The sequence below is a fragment of the Enterobacter cloacae complex sp. S1 genome, assembly GCF_014930525.1.
Classification (GTDB): domain Bacteria; phylum Pseudomonadota; class Gammaproteobacteria; order Enterobacterales; family Enterobacteriaceae; genus Enterobacter; species Enterobacter hormaechei_C.
In genome coordinates, this window is the sequence record NZ_JADBRE010000028.1 from 14,636 (window position 1) to 32,720 (window position 18,085).

At 58.5% G+C, this 18,085-nt stretch carries 17 protein-coding genes; 5 read left to right on the plus strand and 12 right to left on the minus strand.

The features are described 5' to 3' along the window. The first annotated feature begins 7 nt into the window (after positions 1–7). Positions 8–1,285: an MFS transporter gene (locus tag IM290_RS17975; RefSeq protein WP_015569924.1), complete on the plus strand. Its 1,278-nt coding sequence runs from the start codon at positions 8–10 to the stop codon at positions 1,283–1,285. Here the strand turns inward: IM290_RS17975 and rhaM are convergent. The 9 genes from rhaM to rhaB form a co-directional block, all read right to left on the minus strand. Next, on the minus strand, positions 1,273–1,587 hold the full coding sequence (gene rhaM, locus IM290_RS17980; protein ID WP_015569925.1) for an L-rhamnose mutarotase: 315 nt from the start codon (positions 1,585–1,587) through the stop codon (positions 1,273–1,275). The genes IM290_RS17975 and rhaM overlap by 13 nt on opposite strands. Further along, positions 1,584–2,732: a lactaldehyde reductase gene (gene fucO / locus IM290_RS17985; protein WP_193041449.1), complete on the minus strand. Its 1,149-nt coding sequence runs from the start codon at positions 2,730–2,732 to the stop codon at positions 1,584–1,586. Before fucO ends, rhaM begins: the two co-directional genes overlap by 4 nt. A gap of 97 nt (positions 2,733–2,829) precedes the next feature. Next, on the minus strand, positions 2,830–3,834 hold the full coding sequence (locus IM290_RS17990) for an ABC transporter permease (protein ID WP_193041450.1): 1,005 nt from the start codon (positions 3,832–3,834) through the stop codon (positions 2,830–2,832). Continuing rightward, positions 3,831–4,835, minus strand: a complete 1,005-nt coding sequence (locus tag IM290_RS17995) for an ABC transporter permease (RefSeq protein ID WP_193041451.1) — start codon at positions 4,833–4,835, stop codon at positions 3,831–3,833. The genes IM290_RS17990 and IM290_RS17995 overlap by 4 nt, the downstream gene beginning before the upstream one ends. After that, positions 4,836–6,338 carry a sugar ABC transporter ATP-binding protein gene (locus IM290_RS18000; RefSeq protein ID WP_015569928.1) on the minus strand — a complete coding sequence of 501 codons (1,503 nt, stop codon included), beginning with the start codon at positions 6,336–6,338 and terminating at the stop codon, positions 4,836–4,838. A gap of 99 nt (positions 6,339–6,437) precedes the next feature. Next, a complete protein-coding gene (gene rhaS, locus IM290_RS18005) occupies positions 6,438–7,424 on the minus strand; it encodes a rhamnose ABC transporter substrate-binding protein (protein ID WP_032649875.1) in 987 nt (328 codons plus the stop codon). Between the two features lie 82 nt (positions 7,425–7,506). Beyond that, positions 7,507–8,337, minus strand: a complete 831-nt coding sequence (gene rhaD / locus IM290_RS18010) for a rhamnulose-1-phosphate aldolase (RefSeq protein WP_015569930.1) — start codon at positions 8,335–8,337, stop codon at positions 7,507–7,509. Positions 8,338–8,433: 96 nt separating this feature from the next. After that, the gene (gene rhaA, locus IM290_RS18015) at positions 8,434–9,693 is read right to left on the minus strand and encodes an L-rhamnose isomerase (protein WP_045142625.1); all 1,260 of its coding nucleotides are present in this window, start codon (positions 9,691–9,693) and stop codon (positions 8,434–8,436) included. Further along, complete coding sequence (rhaB, locus tag IM290_RS18020; protein ID WP_193041452.1) at positions 9,690–11,159, minus strand: rhamnulokinase; 1,470 nt, start codon at positions 11,157–11,159, stop codon at positions 9,690–9,692. The genes rhaA and rhaB overlap by 4 nt, the downstream gene beginning before the upstream one ends. Positions 11,160–11,460: 301 nt before the next feature. Between rhaB and rhaS (IM290_RS18025) the strand changes: the two genes are divergently transcribed. Together rhaS (IM290_RS18025) and rhaR are read left to right on the plus strand one after the other, a co-directional pair. Further along, entirely contained in the window at positions 11,461–12,297 is an 837-nt protein-coding gene (gene rhaS, locus IM290_RS18025; protein WP_193041453.1) for an HTH-type transcriptional activator RhaS, read from the plus strand. Positions 12,298–12,370: 73 nt separating this feature from the next. Then, positions 12,371–13,219, plus strand: coding sequence for an HTH-type transcriptional activator RhaR (gene rhaR, locus IM290_RS18030; protein ID WP_193041454.1), 849 nt, complete (start codon positions 12,371–12,373; stop codon positions 13,217–13,219). Here the strand turns inward: rhaR and rhaT are convergent, their stop codons facing one another. Beyond that, positions 13,220–14,254 (minus strand): L-rhamnose/proton symporter RhaT, encoded by a 1,035-nt coding sequence (rhaT, locus tag IM290_RS18035; protein ID WP_015569935.1) that lies wholly within the window; start codon positions 14,252–14,254, stop codon positions 13,220–13,222. Between the two features lie 288 nt (positions 14,255–14,542). Between rhaT and sodA the strand changes: the two genes are divergently transcribed. Then, entirely contained in the window at positions 14,543–15,163 is a 621-nt protein-coding gene (gene sodA / locus IM290_RS18040) for a superoxide dismutase [Mn] (protein ID WP_003861999.1), read from the plus strand. Between the two features lie 66 nt (positions 15,164–15,229). Further along, positions 15,230–15,913 carry a 6-hydroxyaminopurine reductase gene (yiiM, locus tag IM290_RS18045; protein WP_017382697.1) on the plus strand — a complete coding sequence of 228 codons (684 nt, stop codon included), beginning with the start codon at positions 15,230–15,232 and terminating at the stop codon, positions 15,911–15,913. Positions 15,914–15,956: 43 nt separating this feature from the next. Here yiiM and cpxA read toward each other — a convergent pair whose 3' ends face one another. Together cpxA and cpxR are read right to left on the minus strand one after the other, a co-directional pair. Next, positions 15,957–17,330, minus strand: coding sequence for an envelope stress sensor histidine kinase CpxA (cpxA, locus tag IM290_RS18050; RefSeq protein ID WP_015569937.1), 1,374 nt, complete (start codon positions 17,328–17,330; stop codon positions 15,957–15,959). After that, complete coding sequence (gene cpxR, locus IM290_RS18055; protein WP_003862004.1) at positions 17,327–18,025, minus strand: envelope stress response regulator transcription factor CpxR; 699 nt, start codon at positions 18,023–18,025, stop codon at positions 17,327–17,329. The genes cpxA and cpxR overlap by 4 nt, the downstream gene beginning before the upstream one ends. Between the last annotated feature and the right edge of the window lie 60 nt (positions 18,026–18,085).

Below are 18,085 nucleotides of genomic sequence, written 5' to 3' on the forward strand. Positions count from 1 at the left end.
AAAAATAATGAACACAACAACCTGTACCCACAAAGACAACCCTAATTTCTGGATCTTCGGGCTGTTCTTCTTTCTCTACTTCTTCATCATGGCCACCTGCTTTCCGTTCCTGCCGATCTGGCTGTCGGACATCATCGGCCTGAACAAAACCCATACCGGGATTGTTTTCTCCTGCATCTCGCTGTCGGCCATTGCCTTCCAGCCGGTGCTGGGGGTCATTTCGGACAAGCTGGGGCTGAAAAAACACCTGCTTTGGATCATCTCGGTGCTGCTGTTCCTGTTCGCGCCGTTCTTCCTGTACGTCTTCGCCCCGCTGCTGAAAACCAATATCTGGCTGGGGGCGCTGAGCGGTGGGTTGTATATCGGCTTTGTCTTCTCAGCGGGGTCGGGGGCGATTGAGGCCTATATTGAGCGCGTAAGCCGCAACAGCTTTTTTGAGTACGGCAAGGCGCGTATGTTCGGCTGTCTCGGCTGGGGGCTGTGCGCCTCAACGGGCGGCATCCTGTTCGGCATCGATCCGTCGTACGTCTTCTGGATGGGGTCGGCCGCGGCGCTGTTGCTGATGCTGCTGCTGGTGGTCGCGAAACCGAAGCCTAACCAGACGGCGCAGGTGATGAACGCACTGGGCGCGAATCAGCCGCAGATCACCGCTAAAACCGTTTTTACCCTGTTCCGCCAGCGCAGAATGTGGATGTTCATCCTGTACGTGATTGGCGTGGCCTGCGTGTATGACGTCTTCGACCAGCAGTTTGCCACCTTCTTCAAAACCTTCTTCGCCACGCCGCAGGAGGGGACCCGCGCCTTTGGTTTCGCCACCACGGCGGGGGAAATCTGTAACGCGATCATTATGTTCTGCTCGCCGTGGATCATTAACCGCATCGGCGCGAAAAACACGCTGCTGATTGCCGGGGTGATCATGGCGACGCGCATTATCGGCTCGTCGTTTGCCACCACTGCCGTGGAGGTGATTGCCCTGAAGATGCTGCACGCGCTGGAAGTCCCGTTCCTGCTGGTGGGGGCATTCAAGTACATCACCGGGGTGTTTGATACGCGCCTGTCGGCCACCATCTACCTGATTGGCTTCCAGTTTGCCAAACAGTCGGCGGCGATCTTCCTCTCCGCCTTTGCCGGAAATATGTATGACCGGGTCGGCTTCCAGGAGACGTATCTGATACTGGGCTGCTTCGTGCTGGCGATCACGGTGGTGTCGGCGTTTACGCTGAGTGGCAGGCGGGAGATTGCTGCCGCCTCGGGGGCAGCAGCGTTAACACATCAGTCCAGGTAAAACACCTCTTTCAGCGCCGAACTCACCGGGCTGTTATCCGGGTTCGACGGCATAACGTCACCCATATATTTCCACCAGCGCTGGCAGACATCGGTGTTTGCCACCGCGTTCCAGCGCTCTTCCGATTCAATCTCCACCGTCGCAAACAGCAGGTTGCGAGCTTTGTCGAGATAGATGGCGTAGTGGTGCGCGCCGTGGGCTTTCAGTACCGCCTCCAGCTCAGGCCAGATCGGGTTGTGGCGACGTGCGTACTCCTCGTGCGCGTCCGGGTTTACCTGCATCACAAACGCTTTGCGGATCATAAAGCCTCCAGGTACAGCTCGCGGACCTCATCGCGGCTGGCGGTGCGCGGGTTGCACGGCGCGCACGGGTCGGCGAGGGCTTTATCCAGCCAGCCTTCAATATCGGCTTTGGTGACGCCGAGCTGGCTAAATCCGGACGGAATGCCGACCCGGGCGCTCAGGTCGCGAATCGCCTGAATGGCCGACATGCTGGCCGCTTCATCGCTCATGCCGCGCGTGTCAACGCCCATCGCCTGCGCCACGCGGGCAAATCGGGCAACCGCGTTCGGGCGGTTAAAGTTTTCGATGATCGGCAGCAGAATGGCGTTGCACACGCCGTGTGGCAGGTTGTGCGTCGCGCCCGGCTGGTGCGCCAGGGCGTGCACCAGCCCCAGACCGGCGCTGTTAAACGCCATGCCCGCCAGATACTGACCAAAGGCCATCTGCTCGCGCGCTTCCAGGTTGTGACCATCGTCAACCGCTTTCGGCAGCCAGAGGTTGATCAGGCGAATCGCTTCCAGCGCGTTAGCATCGGTCAGCGGGTGCGCGCCGACGGACACGTAGGCTTCAATCGCATGGGTCAAGGCATCCATGCCGGTTGCGGCGGTCACGGAGGCCGGAATATCAAGCATCACGCTGGCATCGTCCACGGCGATATCCGGGATGATGTTCGGGTCGATAATCACCTCTTTCACCTGTCGCGCGGCGTCAATGATCACCGCGTTGCTGGTCATCTCCGCCGCCGTGCCTGCGGTGGTGTTGATCGCCACCAGCGGCACGCCCGCGTTTTTCACCTTGCCGACGCCGGAGTAATCGGTTGACGGACCTGGGTTGGCGGTGAGGATTTTGATCGCCTTGGCAGTATCAATCGGGCTGCCGCCGCCAAAGGCAATCAGGTAATCACACTCCGTATCCTGATATGCCGCATAGCCTTTTTGCACCAGCGCTTCCGTCGGATTCGGGAATACCTCATCGAACAGGTGATACGACATCTGATGGGCGTCGAGCGCGGAAAACAAACTGTCGAGCAGGCCAAGTTTCACCAGCTGGCCGTCGGTGACAATCAGCGCTTTTCCCCACTGTTTGTTTGCCACCAGATTGATCATATCGCCGATCGCGCCCGCGCCGTGCAGGCTGATTTTGGGGAGTGCCAACATAAAGCTCATGATAATTCTCCTTAATTACTGTGATTTTTATGCCCGGCGGCGCTGCGCTTGCGCGGGCCTACGGTTAAGTAGGCCGGGTAAACGCAGTGCCACCCGACTATGAGATCCGTCTTCGCTGCATCACCCGGCGGGTAATAATCGGCAGCGAAATCACCACGATCAGCATCGCGCCGATAATCACCGACATCACGATGCCGGGCACGTTAAGCAGGCTCAGGCCAAAGGTCACCAGCCCCATCAGGAAGGCGGCGATAATCACGCCCACCATGCTGCCGGACCCACCGAGAATATTGACGCCGCCGAGCACCGCCATCGTCACCACCGCCAGCTCCCAGCCCATCGCGATGGTCGGGCGGGTACTGCCCAGACGCGAGGTGAGCAGCACCGACGCCAGGCCGGACATCAGTCCTACCAGCGCAAACAGGATCAGGTTGTGGCGCTTCACGTTGATGCCGGAGTACCACGCGCCGGTCGGGTTGTTGCCGATGGCGTAGGTGCGGCGGCCAAAATTGGTGCGGTGCAGCACAAAGGCAAACAGAGCGGCCAGCACGATAAACAGCGCGAACTCAAACGACAGCGCGCCCCAGACGTAGCCCTGGCCGAACCAGGCGAAGCTCTCCGGGTAGCTGTTCAGCGCCTGGTCCCCGAGCAGGATGTAGGTGATCCCGCGGTACAGGCTCATGGCGCCGATGGTGATGACGATGGACGACAGGTTAAAGCGCGTCACCAGAATGCCGTTGAACAGCCCGCACAGTAGCCCGACGCCTAATCCCACGCACACCAGCAGCGGCGTATCGACGCCCGCCGCCGCGCAAAAGCCCATCACCGTGGAGCTGAGCGCGATGGTGGAGGCCACAGACAGGTCAATTTCCCGGGCGATAATCAGCATCGCCATCGGTAACACAATGATCGCTTTTTCCGTGAAGTTGAACGTCGCGTCGGAGAGGTTCCAGATATTGAGGAAGTAGGGCGAGGCGAGCGCGTTCACCACAAACACCGCCAGCGTCACCGCCAGCAGGAAGCCCTCCCAGCACAGCAGGCGCTGGAAGATGCCCGGCGCAGAAGTGGGTTTGAACTCTTCAGATGTCATCATTTTGCTCATGGTTTCACCGCCAGTTTCTGACGTGCCAGCGCCGCGTCGCGCAGGATCAGCCTGCCTTTGCGCCTGTTGCCGCGCTCGTTCAGCAGCACAGCGATGACAATGACCGAGCCGGAAATCGCCATCTGCCAGAACGGGGAGACGCCGATCACCGGCAGGGCGTTGTTGATGACGCCAAGGAACAGCGCCCCGAACAGACAGCCGAGCACGCGGCCGGTGCCGCCCATGGTGCTGATCCCGCCAATCACACAGGCTGCCACCACCTGCAATTCAAAACCGTTAGCGACGTCAACATACGCAACGGCAAAGCGTGATATCCACAGGTAGCCGCAGAACCCGGCCAGCAGACCGGAAAGGCAGAAGCTGATGAACTGCATTTTCCCGGCGTTGATCCCGGTGTAGTACGCTGCCGTGGCGTTCCCGCCTGCGGTGTAGAGCGCCCGTCCGGTGCGACTGTAGCGCAGGAAGTAGCCCACCAGCAGCAGTACGGCGATGGCGCACCAGCTCAGCACCGGCAGGCCCAGCACTGACGCACGCGGCAGGTCGAGGAAGTTTGCACCCATCTGGTTGGAGTTCACCCAGCCGCCGCCGGAGAGCAAAAAGATCATTCCGCGGTAGATGCTCATGGTGCCGAGCGTCACCACAATCGCCGGAATGCCCAGTTTCCACACCAGCAGGCCGTTTATTGCGCCCATCAGCAGCCCAAGCGCGCTGGCAAGGATCAGCAGCGCCCAGACGGGCACGTCCGGGTAATGGAAATTAATCAGGGCGACAATCATCCCGGTCAGGGCCAGATTAGCCGCCATCGACAGGTCGATGCCTTTAGTGAGCAGCACCATCATCTGCCCGAGCGCGAGGACGATCAGAATGGCGGTGTCGTTAAACATCTCCACCAGGTTGCCCGGTGCGATAAACGATGGCACGCGGCTGCCAATGGCGACGACCATCAGGACAATCACCGCGCCAAGCAGCGCCTCGCGGTGTTTTAAGAGTGAGCTAAGCATTTATGCCGCCTCCTGTTTTGCACCGCTGGCGGCGCTGACGATGGTTTCCGCCGTCGCGTCTCCCGCCTGGTATTCGGCCACCATCAACCCCTCGTGCATGACGATAATGCGATCCGCCATGCCCATCACTTCCGGCAGTTCGGACGAGACCATAATCACCGCCAGCCCCTGACTGACCAGCTCGGACATAAACTGATGCACGGCTGCCTTTGAGCCGATATCGATGCCTTTTGTCGGCTCATCGAGGATGATCACGTCAGGATGCGTCGCCAGCCATTTGCCGATCACCACCTTTTGCTGGTTGCCGCCAGAGAGGGTCTCCACCGCCTGCTTCCAGCTGAAGGCTTTCACTTGCAGGCGCCTGGCGTATTCGTCTGCCAGCTTCCATTCGCGGTCGTCGTGCAGTACGCCGTTCGGATTGAGCCTGCTGAGCTGAGGCAGGCTGATGTTCTGGGCAATCGGCAGGGCGATAATCGCCCCCTGTTTCTGCCTTTCTTCCGGCACGCAGACGATACCGGCTTTGATCGCATCCGCAGGCTGGCGGAAGCGCCGGGGCTGGCCATTGAGGATAATTTCCCCGGACGATGGCCGCGTGACGCCGGAAAGCGCCTGCATCAATTCGGTACGCCCGGCACCCACCAGCCCGTAAAAGCCGAGGATTTCCCCTTTACGCAGGGAGAACGAGATATGCGCAAACTCGGTCGGATGGCAGAGGTTTTTCACCTCCAGCACCGTCTCGCCTTTTTCGCAGTCGATTTTCGGGAAGGTTTGGGTAATGGCGCGCCCGACCATCATCGACACCATCCGCTCCTCGGTGATCTCATTTATTGCCCCTGCACCGACGAACACGCCGTCGCGCAAAATGGTGTAGTGATCGGCCAGCTCAAAAATCTCGTCGAACTTGTGGGAGATAAACAGGATGGCTTTTCCCTCCTGCTTTAAGCGCTCCACAATCTGGTAAAACTCGAGGATTTCATGCTGTGACAGCGCCGCCGTGGGTTCATCGAGAATAACCACCTGCGCCTCAAACGACAGCGCGCGGGCAATCGCCACCATGTGACGCTGGGCGATGCTCAGGGTTTTCAGCGTTGCGCGCGGGTCGATTTGCACCTCAAGGCGGGCGAGAATAGCCTGCGCCCGGCGGTGCATTTCCGGCCAGTCGAGCTTTTTCAGGAAGCCTTTGTGAAGGTACTGACCGACAAAGATATTTTCGGTGACCGAGAGTTCATCAAACAGCACGGTTTCCTGGTGAATGGCGGTGATGCCCATTTTATGCGCCGACTCCGGCGTCGGAAGGTGAACGGGGATCGCCTTGTAGAGAATTTCTCCCTCGTCGGGCTGGTATATGCCGGTCATCACTTTGACCAGCGTCGACTTGCCCGCGCCGTTTTCGCCTATCAGGGCGGTCACTTTGCCGGGCCACAGCGCAAGCTGCACGTTCTCAAGAGCACGCACGCCGGGGAATACCTTGGTGATGCCAGAAAGCTGTAGCAATGGGGTCATGATAGTTCTCCTGGACAGGGGAATTTGTAGGGCGGGTAAGCGGCAGCGCCACCCGCCTTTTGCCGGATGGCGCTACGCTTATCCGGCCTACAAATCGCATCAAAAGATTTTTGAGAACTTATCAATATTGCTGGCATCGTAAACGAACGGCTCGGCCATCGCGCCGTTGCCGTCGGCATCCAGCTTCACTTTGCCCAGCTTGCCCATGCTGGCCTCACCTTTCGTGGCGGTGCCTTTCACCAGGTCATCCGCCAGGTAGGTTGCGGCATAGCCCAGGTCAATCGGGTTCCAGATGGCAAAGCTCTTGCTTGCGCCGGACTTCACCGCGCCCGCCATCTCAGACGGCAGGCCTAAACCGGTGACGTACACTTTGCCAATCTTGCCCTGGTCCTTCACCGCCTGCGCGGCAGCCACAATGCCCACGGAAGAAGGCGAAACAATCACTTTCAGCTCCGGGTAGGTTTTCAGCAGGCCGACCGCTTCGCGGTAGCTCTTGTCAGAGAGATCGTCCCCGTAGGCCACGGTCACCAGATTGACGGACGGGTACTTCGGCAGCACCTTTTTCATCTCCGCAATCCAGGTGTTCTGGTTGGTGGAGGTTGGCGTGGCGCTCAGCACCGCCACATCGCCTTTCTCCACGTTCAGCGCTTTCAGGGCATCGGCGGCGAGCTTGACGTTAGTTTCGCCAATCAGGGCGTTATTGGACGGGTTGAGGTGGATCTGACGCCCGGCTTTCGCCACCCCGGAATCCCACGACACTACCTTGATGCCGCGCTGCATCGCTTTTTTCAGCACCGGCACGACGGCGTCCGGATCGTTCGCGGAAATCGCGATCGCATCCACGCCCTGGGCGATCAGCCCGTTCAGCACCTCGATCTGCGCTTCCGCCGTGGTGGTGGTCGGGCCGGTATAAATCACTTTTACATCGCCTAACTCTTTGGCCGCCTCCTGCGCGCCGACGTTCGCTGCTTCGAAGAATCCATTCCCTAAGGACTTCGCCACCAGGGCGATTTTCACTTCTGCTAAAGCGGAACCGGACAACGCCAGAGCGGCAACGGTGAGGATCAAGCTTGCTTTTATTTTCATTGCTTTTACTCCACTGACTTGAGTTAGTTGTAGGGATTGCAGGTGGTTTTCGCCCCGTCTCGGTGAGCGGGGCGCGATGTTGTTATTGGTACAGATCTAACGCGGACTGCATCGGGGTGACGCCAAAGCGTTTGCCCAGGGCGATCAGCTCTTCCCGGGTGATGGTCTGCTTCATGCCGCCCATGGAATAGACCTTCACCAGCACTTCCGCGGATTTCTCGGCGGTGTCGATCAGGCCGAAGGTTTCATCCAGCGTCGGGCCGCTGCCGAAGACGCCGTGGAACGGCCACAGCACCAGTGAGTGTTTCTGCATGTCCGTCGCGGTTGCCTGGCCGATTTCGTCGGTGCCCGGCACCATCCACGGCAGAATGCCGACGCCGTCCGGGAACACCACCAGACACTCGGTGCTGCCTTCCCACAGTTTGCGGGTGAAGAAATCAGAATTATTTTCCAGCACGTAGGTCAGGGCGATCAGGTTGGTGGCGTGACAGTGCATGATCACGCGGTCTTTGCCGTTAGTCGCCTTGATGCGCTCGCAGTGGGAGAGGAAGTGCGCCGGCAGCTCAGAGGTTGGCACCGCTTCATCCGTCAGCCCCCACAGAATGTGGTAGCCCGCGCCGTCGCTGTCCACCTTCACCACGCCGAGGTTGGCCTGCGGGTCGAGCTGCACGTTGCGGAAGAACTTCCCGGAACCGGTGACGATAAACGGCGTGTTGGCGAGCAGCGGCATCGGCTGGCTCAGCGCGATATAGCGCGGCTTCTGGTGGAAATCGGCCGCGAAAGGCTCGATATCCGCGTCGTCCAGGCGCAGCGTCAGGTTGCCGCCGTTGCGCTCGTCCCAGCCCTTCAGCCAGGCGTCGGAGGTGGCTTTGATCATGCCCTGGACGAACCAGGAGGTGGTGATGGTCTGCATACTGTGTTTCCTTTGAAAATGCCGGGTGGCGCTACGCTTACCCGGCCTACTTTTACCTGTAGGCCCGGCAAGCAACGCGCCGCCGGGCAATGTTTTTTACTGACGAGCGGCAAGAACGTCTTTCTCATATGCCCGCACGTTGTCCAGCCACTGGCTGCCCGCAGGCGCATCGTGACGCTGGCAGTACATCTCCCACACCGCCTGCCACGGCAGGGATTTCTGCTCTTCCAGCAGCGCCAGGCGCGCGGTGTAGTCGCCGTTTTCTTCCAGCTGTTTCAGGGCGGCGACAGGCTCCAGCAGCGCGCGCAGCAGGGCTTTCTTCATGTTGCGGGTGCCGATAACCCACGCCGCGATGCGGTTGATGGAAGCGTCGAAGAAGTCGAGGCCAATGTGTACGCGGTCGAACAGATCGTGGCGGATGATTTCGCTGGCAATCGCCTGGGTTTCGTCATCCAGCAGCACCACGTGGTCGCTGTCCCAGCGCACCGGACGGCTGACGTGCAGCAGCAGGCGTGGCACGTAGAGCATGGCGGCGGAGATCTTGTCGGAGATCACCTCGGTTGGGTGGAAGTGGCCGGCATCCAGGCACAGCGCGGTCTGGCGGCTGGTGGCATAACCCATGTAGAACTCGTTTGAGCCCACGGTGTAGCTCTCTGCGCCAATGCCGAACAGCTTGCTCTCGACGGCATCGATGTGGTGCGCCGGGTCCAGCTTCTCGCTGATGGCTTCATCCAGCGCGGCCAGCAGGCGCTGGCGCGGGGCCAGTCGGTCTACGGTGATATCCTTCATGCCGTCCGGGATCCAGATGTTCATCACCGACGGCGTTCCAAGCTGCTCGCCGAAATACGCAGAAACGCGGCGGCTGGCTTTGACATGGTCGATCCAGAACTGGCGGATTTCGTCGTTGGCGTGCGCAAGGGTAAAGCCGTCCGCGCTCAGCGGGTGCGAGAAGCAGGAGGGGTTAAAGTCCAGGCCCAGCTTGTTGGCTTTCGCCCACGCCACCCAGTTCGTAAAGTGCTCCGGTTTGATTTCATTACGCGCCACCGGCTCGTCGGATTCGAGATAAATGGCGTGCAGATTCAGGCGCTTTGGCCCGGGGATCAGGCTCAGCGCCAGCTCCAGATCCGCACGCAGTTCGGTGGCGTTGCGCGCTTTGCCCGGATAGTTACCCGTGGCCTGAATACCCCCCGTCAGGGAACCGCCCGGGTTCTCGAAGCCAGCAACGTCATCACCCTGCCAGCAGTGCATGGAGACGGGCAGACGGTCGAGCTGGCGCAGCGCCTCTTCGACATCCACGCCGACGGCGGCGAAACGCTGTTTAGCCAGGTCCCAGGCTTGTTCAAGTTGAGTGGTCATGCGCAAAGCTCCTTAGTCAGTCGTTTTTGCTGAAACTGCGCCCGGTAGCGGGCAATTTCATGGCAGGGATGGGGGGTGAAGGTGGTCAGGCTGTTATTCGCCGTCACCACCGAACGGAAATCGTCGACGTTTGAAAGTTCGTCCAGGGTCATCAGCTGAATGCCGATATTGCCGAGCGTGGAGGCTTCAATCGGACCTGCCACCACGGTAATGCCGCAGGCATCCGCGCAGAGCTGGTTCAGCAGCTGGTTCTGGCAGCCGCCGCCCACGATATGCAGCTGCGTGAACGGTTTGCCGCGAAGGTCAGCTAGCTCGCTCAGGATGTCGGCATAGAGCAGGGCGAGACTGTCAAAAATGCAGCGCGCCAGCTCGGCGGGGCGGGAAGGTACCGGCTGCCCCGCTTCAAAACAGGCGGCCTGGATTTCAGCGCTCATGTGCGCCGGGTTGATAAAGCGGTCGTCGTTCGGGTTAATCAGGAAGGTGCAGGCCTTCAGCGTTTTGGTTTCCGCGATAAGCGCGGGCAGGTCGGTAATGTTCTGCTCTTTCAGCACCCGCTGGAGCAGCCACAGGCCCATGATGTTCTTCAGCACCCGGTAGCGCCCTTCGGCGCCACCTTCGTTAGTGATGTTCGCCGCCAGTGCGGCATCGCTGGTGTAGGGTGTTTTGCTCTCAAAGCCCATCAGCGACCAGGTGCCGGAAGAGAGGTACGCCCCGTCTTTGCCGGCGAGCGGCGAGGCAATGACCGCGCTCGCGGTGTCGTGACTGGCGACGGCGACAACAGGGATTTCATTCCCCTGCGGGCAAAGCCAGTGGCCGATCACATTGCCCGGATGGGTTGGCGCGCCGAACCAGGAAGGCGATGCCCCCGTCCACGCCAGCAGATGTTCATCCCAGTTATCGGTGTTGATGTTAACCAGCTGCGTGGTGGTGGCGTTGGTGTATTCCCAGTTCATGTTGCCGGTCAGACGGTAGCTTAAGTAGTCCGGGATCAGCAGCGCATGCGCCACCTTTTCGACCAGCTCTGGCTGTTGCTCAACCAGCGCGCGCAGCTGATACAGCGTGTTAAACGGCAGAAACTGAATGCCGCTGCGACCATAGATGTTCTCCTTGCCAAGCTGGGCGATGGCGTGCGCCATTAGCCCATCGGTGCGGCTGTCGCGGTAGGAGACGGGCAGGCCGACGCGTTCGCCGTGACTGTCCAGCAGTACGTAATCCACACCCCAGGTATCAATGCCGATACTGTCGATGCGAATACCGTCTTCGCAGACGTTGTGAAGTCCGGTGCGGATCTCTGCTTCCAGGGCGTCGATATCCCAGGTAACAAAACCGTCCTGTTTTTGCAGACAATTGGCGAAACGGTGCATTTCGCGAAGCGTAAGGGTGTGCAGGTCGCAGTCCCAGGTGGCGAGCATTACACGGCCGCTGGATGCGCCTAAATCGACAGCCACACAATGGCGAAAAGTCATGGTCGGGTCCTTTCTTAAGTCATTAGCGAGGAGTGTAAGAAAGGGAAGAAATAGCCACCTTCTCGCCACTGACAGCCCAAATCTCGCGCTGGCAAGAAAGCAAAGATGAACGTGAGGGAGTTCACAGTTTCCAGTAATGGCGGGGTTTGCAGGCAGTGTGACGCTGACCGCATTTCCTGATCTTTCCGCCTGTTTCTTGAAAAACCGACAGCTTTTGCGCGGTTTGCTGTCAAAAATTTAAGGTGAGCGTGGAAGGCCTTAATTACTATTTTGAGAACTTTTCTCATTGGTGGGGGCCGTTATGACCGTACTGCACAGCGTCGATTTTTTTCCTTCGGGGGCTTCGCCGGTCGCGATTGAGCCACGGCTGCCTCAGGCTGCGTTCCCGGAGCATCATCATGATTTTCATGAAATTGTGATTGTTGAGCACGGAACGGGTATCCACGTGTTTAACGGTCAGCCGTATACCATCAGCGGCGGTACGGTGTGCTTCGTGCGCGATCACGACAGGCACCTGTATGAACATACCGACAACCTTTGCCTGACCAATGTGCTCTATCGTTCTCCGGATGCGTTCCAGTTTCTCTCCGGGCTGAATCAGCTGTTGCCGCAGGAGAAGGACGGTCACTACCCCTCGCACTGGCGGGTGAATCAGTCCACGTTGCAGCAGGTGCGTCAGCTGGTGAGCCAGATGGAGCAGAGCGAGGATGGACAGGAGACGCACGCCATTGCTACCCGCGAGCTGCTGTTTATGCAACTGCTGGTGCTGCTGCGGCGCAGCAGCCTGGTGGAAGGGCTGGAAAATAACGACGCGCGCCTGAATCAGCTGATGGCCTGGCTGGAAGATCATTTTGCCGAAGATGTCTGCTGGCAAACGCTGGCGGATGACTTTTCGCTCTCGCTGCGCACGCTGCATCGTCAGCTCAAGCAGCATACCGGGCTGACGCCGCAGCGCTACCTCAACCGTCTGCGCCTGATCAAAGCGCGGCACCTTTTACGTCATACCGACGAAAGCGTCACCGATATCGCCTATCGCTGCGGATTCGGCGACAGTAACCACTTTTCGACGCTTTTTCGCCGGGAGTTTAACTGGTCGCCGCGCGATATTCGTCAGGGGAAAGACGCGTTGCTTCAGTAACGCGAGGGCAGTCACCGTTTTTTTGCTGCAAAAAGGCTAATAATGTCCGGTTATTCGCCGTAGAGGTTGTGGTGTGGCTGCTCAGCTCATTCTTCGCAAAGATGATTTTTTTGCCTCCGCGAGTCAGGCCGTCGCGGTGGCCGACCGCTACCCGCAAAACGTCTTTGCCGAGCACACCCACGAGTTTTGCGAGCTGGTGCTGGTATGGCGAGGCAACGGCCTGCACGTCCTCAACGACCGCCCCTACCGCATCACGCGCGGAGACCTGTTCTACATCCGCGCTGAAGACAAACACTCCTACGCCTCGGTTAACGATCTGGTGTTGCAGAACGTCATCTACTGCCCCGACAGACTTAAACTGAATGTCGACTGGGCGGGCAATATCCCCGGTTTTCATGATGCCAGAGGCGAACCGCACTGGCGCTTAAGCAGCAACGGCATGGCTCAGGTGCGCCAGACGATTTCCCAGCTGGAGCAGGAGAGCCAGAAGAGCGATCCGGTGGCAAACCAGATGTCGGAGCTGCTTTTTGCCCAGCTGGTGATGACCCTGAAGCGGCATCGTTACGCTACGGATAATCCCTCTGCCACCACGCAGGAAGCGCTGCTGGATAAGCTCATCACCCGGCTTTCGGGCAGTCTGAACAAGAGTTTCGTGCTGGAAAAATTCTGCGAGCAGGAGCAGTGCAGCGAGCGCGCGCTGCGCCAGCAGTTCCGCACCCAGACGGGGATGACGGTCAACCATTATCTGCGCCAGCTGCGCATCTGCCACGCCCAGTACCTGTTACAGCATACGGAGCTGATGGTGAGTGAAGTGGCGATGCGCTGCGGCTTTGAGGACAGTAACTACTTTTCGGTGGTGTTTAACCGTGAGGTGGGGATGACGCCGGTTCAGTGGCGTCATCGCAGTCGAAAGGCAGCGTAATCAGTTTGCCATGCCGAGGCCGACGATATTGGCCGCAATGATAATCACCACACAGCCCAGGCTCAGCACGCCAACCGGACGACGCCCGGCGTTGTTCCACTCTTTCAGCACCAGCCCAACCAGCCCGCCGCACAGCACGTAGAAGCTCATGTGCAGCATCCAGCTCATGTAGTCATACTGCGCCGGAATACTGGCGTGACCCCAGGCGTAGAAGAAGAATTGCAGATACCACATCAGACCGCCGAGGGCGGAGAGCAGGACGTTGGTGACGATCAGCGGTTTTGCCAGCGAGAAGTCGGCTTTTACCGACAGGTTCTTCACTTTTGCCAGACGAATGAAGCAGAAGCCGAGGTTTACCAGCGCGCCGCCGCCCATGATCACCACGTAGCTTGGCAGGGCAACGTACAGCGGATCGACGCCCAGCGCCGCAGCGGCGTCGTGCATCGGTTTGGCGGCGTTCATGGCGAACGACATGCCTGCCGAGAAGACGCCGCACATCACCGCCAGCAGCAGCCCTTTCTTCAGGTTGAACTCTTCGGCTTTGATGCCCATCTTGCGTTCTTTCAGCTGGCCTGCGCGGGTGACGATGCCCACGCCGATCACCGCCACCAGCACGCCCAGCAGCGTCATTCGCCCGCCCTGGGTGTTGATCAGCACGTCGAAATGGCCGTTGAGGATTGGCGTCATCAGGGTGCCAACAATCAGCGTAATGCCAATCGCGATGCCAATCCCCATCGACATGCCTAGGTAGCGCATGGTGAGGCCGTAGTTGATATTACCGATGCCCCACATCGCGCCGAACAGGAATACCGGCAGCAGGGTGGAGGCGTTGAAGGAGGAGAAGTAGCCCCAGAAATCGGGCAGCAGCATGGCGCTGATTGTCCACGGCAAAATCAGCCAGGACACGGTACCGCCAACGGACCACATGGTTTCCCATGACCAGCCTTTCACCTTTTTAAACGGGGCATAGAAACAGGCTGCACTGGCCGCGCCTATCAAATGCCAGAAAATACCCATCGTAATCGCATGATTCATTTTTACATCCTCATCGTTTTTATAGCCGGAGGCTTCCCGCCGACTTGATGAGTGTAAAAATGAGGCGGTTTGGGAACCTTCAGAAGGTTGCCGCACTTTTGTTCAGAATGGCAATCAGCACGTTAAGCACGTGAGCAGACTCACAATTTTGTCATTTATCAAAAATCTAATAACCTTATAAAAACTACGGCATTGATAATCATTTTCAATATCATTTAATTAACTATAATGAACCAACTGCTTACGCGGCATTAACAGCTGTGCCGCCCGACAATAATGGAGAGGATTATGAGTTATACACTGCCATCCCTGCCGTATGCCTACGACGCACTGGAACCGCATTTCGACAAGCAGACGATGGAAATCCATCACACTAAACACCACCAGACCTATGTGAACAACGCGAATGCTGCGCTGGAAAGCCTGCCAGAGTTCGCTAATCTGCCTGTTGAAGAGCTGATCACCAAACTGGACCAGCTGCCGGCAGACAAGAAAACCGTGCTGCGCAACAACGCGGGCGGTCACGCTAACCACAGCCTGTTCTGGAAAGGCCTGAAAACCGGCACCACCCTTCAGGGCGATCTGAAAGCGGCTATCGAGCGTGACTTCGGTTCCGTTGACAACTTCAAAGCGGAATTCGAAAAAGCCGCTGCAACCCGTTTCGGCTCTGGCTGGGCGTGGCTGGTCCTGAAAGGTGACAAACTGGCGGTCGTTTCTACCGCTAACCAGGACTCCCCGCTGATGGGTGAAGCTATCTCTGGCGCATCCGGCTTCCCAATTCTGGGTCTGGACGTGTGGGAACACGCTTACTACCTGAAGTTCCAGAACCGTCGCCCTGACTACATCAAAGCCTTCTGGGATGTAGTGAACTGGGACGAAGCAGCAGCGCGTTTCGCCGCTAAAAAATAAGGTTGCATTGACGCCTGTGAGAAGCGAGTCTGATGACTCGCTTTTTTTGTATCTGAAGGAGTGGAGATGCATTACCCGGTGAATGTGTTTACAGGCAAGGTAAGGGAGTACGAAGGCAGCCGCCCGAGCGCCATCGCCAAAGTGCAGGTCGACGGTGAGCTGACGTTGACCGATCTCGGGCTTGCGGGTGACCAGCAGGCTGAAAAGAAAATCCACGGCGGGCCCGATCGCGCGCTGTGCCACTATCCGCGCGAGCACTATCAGCACTGGAAAGCCGAATTTCCTGAACAGGCGGACCTCTTCGTCGCCCCCGCGTTTGGCGAAAATCTCTCAACGGAGGGGCTGACGGAGAAGAACGTCTTTATCGGCGATATTTACCGCTGGGGCGATGCTTTGATTCAGGTCACCCAGCCGCGCTCACCGTGCTTTAAGCTTAATTACCATTTCGGCATTCAGGATATGTCGGCCCAGCTGCAAAACGCGGGTAAAACCGGCTGGCTGTATCGCGTTGTGCAGGCGGGACAGGTTTCGGCGGATGCGCCGCTTGAGCTGGCTTCGCGCTTGAGTGAGGTGTCGGTATACGAGGCCTGCGCAATTGCCTGGCATATGCCGTTTGATGACGAGCAGTATCACCGCCTGCTGTCAGCGGCGGGATTATCCACCAGCTGGACCAGAACGATGCAGAAGCGGCGGTTAAGCGGCAAGATCGAGAGCAGTTCGCGGAGATTGTGGGGGAAAGAGGTTCCGTAGAAAGTAGGCCGGGTAAGGCGAAGCCGCCACCCGGCACATACGGTTACGAACGCTTATACAGCGGCAGCCACAGCGTTAACCTCAGCCCGCCCAGCGGGCTGTCATCGGCTTTCACCCAGCCACGGTGCTGTTGCATGGCGGTTTCAACAATCGCCAGACCTAGCCCCGTACCACCAGATTCACGGTCGCGCGCCTCGTCGGTGCGGTAGAACGGACGGAAAATCTGCTCGCGATCTTCCGGGCTGACGCCAGGACCATCGTCATCGACAATGACGGTAATCCCGTCTTTATCCACCGAAAACGCCACTTCAATCTTCGTGTGCGAATAGCGCAGGGCGTTACGCACGATATTCTCCAGCGCGCTTTCCAGCGTGTTGGGGTTACCGTAGAGCGGCCACGGGCCCGGCGGGAAGTTGACGGTGAACGATTTGCCCATCTGCTCCGCTTCGAACGCCGCGTTGTCCAGCACCTCATGCCAGAGGTGATTGGCTTTCACCGTTTCGCTCACCAGCGCGTTTTTCTGCTGATTGCGCGACATCACCAGCAGATCGTTGATCATGCTGTCCAGGCGATGCGCTTCCGTCTCAATACGCTCCAGCTCTTTGCTCTCACCGCTGCGGCGGCGCAGCAGGGCGGTACCCAGCTGTAAGCGCGTGAGCGGCGTCCGCAGCTCGTGGGAGATATCCGACAGCAGGCGTTGCTGCGCGGTCATCATGCGGTCAAGAGCAGAGACCATCTGGTTAAAACTGGTTCCGGCGGCCAGGAACTCCTGCGGCCCGGATTCCAGCTCCGGATGCTGCCTCAGGTTGCCCTGCGCCACTTCGTCCGCCGCATTTTTCAGCTTACGCGCCGGTTTCGCCAGGCTCCACGCCAGCCATAACAGCAGCGGGGAACTGACCAGCATCGTGACAATCAACAGCAAAAGCGGACGGTCAAACAGCAGGTTGATAAAGTCGGACTGGGAACTGCTCGCAGGGCGAATCAGATAGAGCTGGTAATTGTCTTCCCCATCCCGCACCGAGAAAGGACCGACCATCTCTACCCGACCATATTTCTTTTTCTGTGGGTGATCGGCATTATCCGCCTGGCCAATAAAGTTGCGGATAATCTGCATTTCATTGCGATCGGCCCCAATCACGCGGCCTTCACTGGTGACCAGTAAAAGACGTTGTCCGGGGGGCGCCCACTTGTCGATAGCGCGAAACAACCTGCGCCACCACATTAAATCGTTCGGCGGATCGTTTGCCAGCTCCGCTTCCACGTGCTGCTCGATCATCACGCCCTGACGTTGCTCGCTGTCGAGTAGCTCCGTCATCTGGCGTGAGTCGAGTTTTGGCAACATCAAAACGAGCATTAAAACCAGTGCCAGCGTCAGCCAGAAGATGGCGAAGATGCGGGCGGTTAAGCTGCCTATCATGAAGCGGAAACCATCAGATAACCGCGACCACGCAGGGTTTTAAACCATGGGTGACCGTCTTTACGCTCCGGCAGCTTACGGCGCAGGTTAGAGATGTGCATGTCGATGGCGCGGTCAAACGGGGTGAGGCGTTTGCCGAGCACTTCCTGGCTTAAGTGTTCACGCGACACCACCTGGCCGAGATGCTGTGCCAGCAGATACAGCAGGGTGAACTCGGTGCCGGTTAGCTCCAGCGTTTCACCGTCGAAGCTCGCTTCCTGGCGGCCCGGGTTCAGGCTCAGGGAGTCCACTTCCAGCGTAGGTGAGCTGTTGTCGGTATTCTGCTGCTGCTCGCTCCAGTGAGAGCGGCGCAGGATCGCGCGAATACGGGCCACCAGTTCACGGTCGTTGAACGGCTTAGGTAAATAGTCATCCGCACCCAGCTCAAGGCCGAGTACGCGGTCAAGCTCGCTGCCGCGTGCGGTCAGCATAATGACGGGGGTCTGGTGTGTCTGGCGAAGCTCTTTCAACGTATCAATACCGTTTTTCTTCGGCATCATGACGTCGAGCAAAAGTAAATCGATGCTGTCGTCAAGGAGACTCAGCGCCTGCTCGCCATCATGGGCAACCAGGACGTTGAAACCTTCCATGTCGAGCAACTCCTTTAAAAGAGATGTGAGCTCTCGGTCATCATCAACTAACAGGATTTTATTCATTGTTTAAATACCTCCGAGGCAGAAATTACGACATCAAGGCTATCTAATCCATGACTTTAC

Bases quoted from the DNA above. Each gene is read 5' to 3' on its own strand.
- rhaM (WP_015569925.1), bottom strand. From the start codon at position 1,587: ATGATCCGCAAAGCGTTTGTGATGCAGGTAAACCCGGACGCGCACGAG.
- rhaT (WP_015569935.1), bottom strand. From the start codon at position 14,254: ATGAATCATGCGATTACGATGGGTATTTTCTGGCATTTGATAGGCGCG.
- rhaD (WP_015569930.1), bottom strand. From the start codon at position 8,337: ATGCAGACCATCACCACCTCCTGGTTCGTCCAGGGCATGATCAAAGCC.
- IM290_RS17975 (WP_015569924.1), top strand. From the start codon at position 8: ATGAACACAACAACCTGTACCCACAAAGACAACCCTAATTTCTGGATC.
- IM290_RS17995 (WP_193041451.1), bottom strand. From the start codon at position 4,835: ATGCTTAGCTCACTCTTAAAACACCGCGAGGCGCTGCTTGGCGCGGTG.
- IM290_RS17990 (WP_193041450.1), bottom strand. From the start codon at position 3,834: ATGAGCAAAATGATGACATCTGAAGAGTTCAAACCCACTTCTGCGCCG.
- rhaA (WP_045142625.1), bottom strand. From the start codon at position 9,693: ATGACCACTCAACTTGAACAAGCCTGGGACCTGGCTAAACAGCGTTTC.
- cpxR (WP_003862004.1), bottom strand. From the start codon at position 18,025: ATGAATAAAATCCTGTTAGTTGATGATGACCGAGAGCTCACATCTCTT.
- rhaS (WP_193041453.1), top strand. From the start codon at position 11,461: ATGACCGTACTGCACAGCGTCGATTTTTTTCCTTCGGGGGCTTCGCCG.
- IM290_RS18000 (WP_015569928.1), bottom strand. From the start codon at position 6,338: ATGACCCCATTGCTACAGCTTTCTGGCATCACCAAGGTATTCCCCGGC.
- rhaB (WP_193041452.1), bottom strand. From the start codon at position 11,159: ATGACTTTTCGCCATTGTGTGGCTGTCGATTTAGGCGCATCCAGCGGC.
- rhaS (WP_032649875.1), bottom strand. From the start codon at position 7,424: ATGAAAATAAAAGCAAGCTTGATCCTCACCGTTGCCGCTCTGGCGTTG.
- cpxA (WP_015569937.1), bottom strand. From the start codon at position 17,330: ATGATAGGCAGCTTAACCGCCCGCATCTTCGCCATCTTCTGGCTGACG.
- sodA (WP_003861999.1), top strand. From the start codon at position 14,543: ATGAGTTATACACTGCCATCCCTGCCGTATGCCTACGACGCACTGGAA.
- fucO (WP_193041449.1), bottom strand. From the start codon at position 2,732: ATGAGCTTTATGTTGGCACTCCCCAAAATCAGCCTGCACGGCGCGGGC.
- yiiM (WP_017382697.1), top strand. From the start codon at position 15,230: ATGCATTACCCGGTGAATGTGTTTACAGGCAAGGTAAGGGAGTACGAA.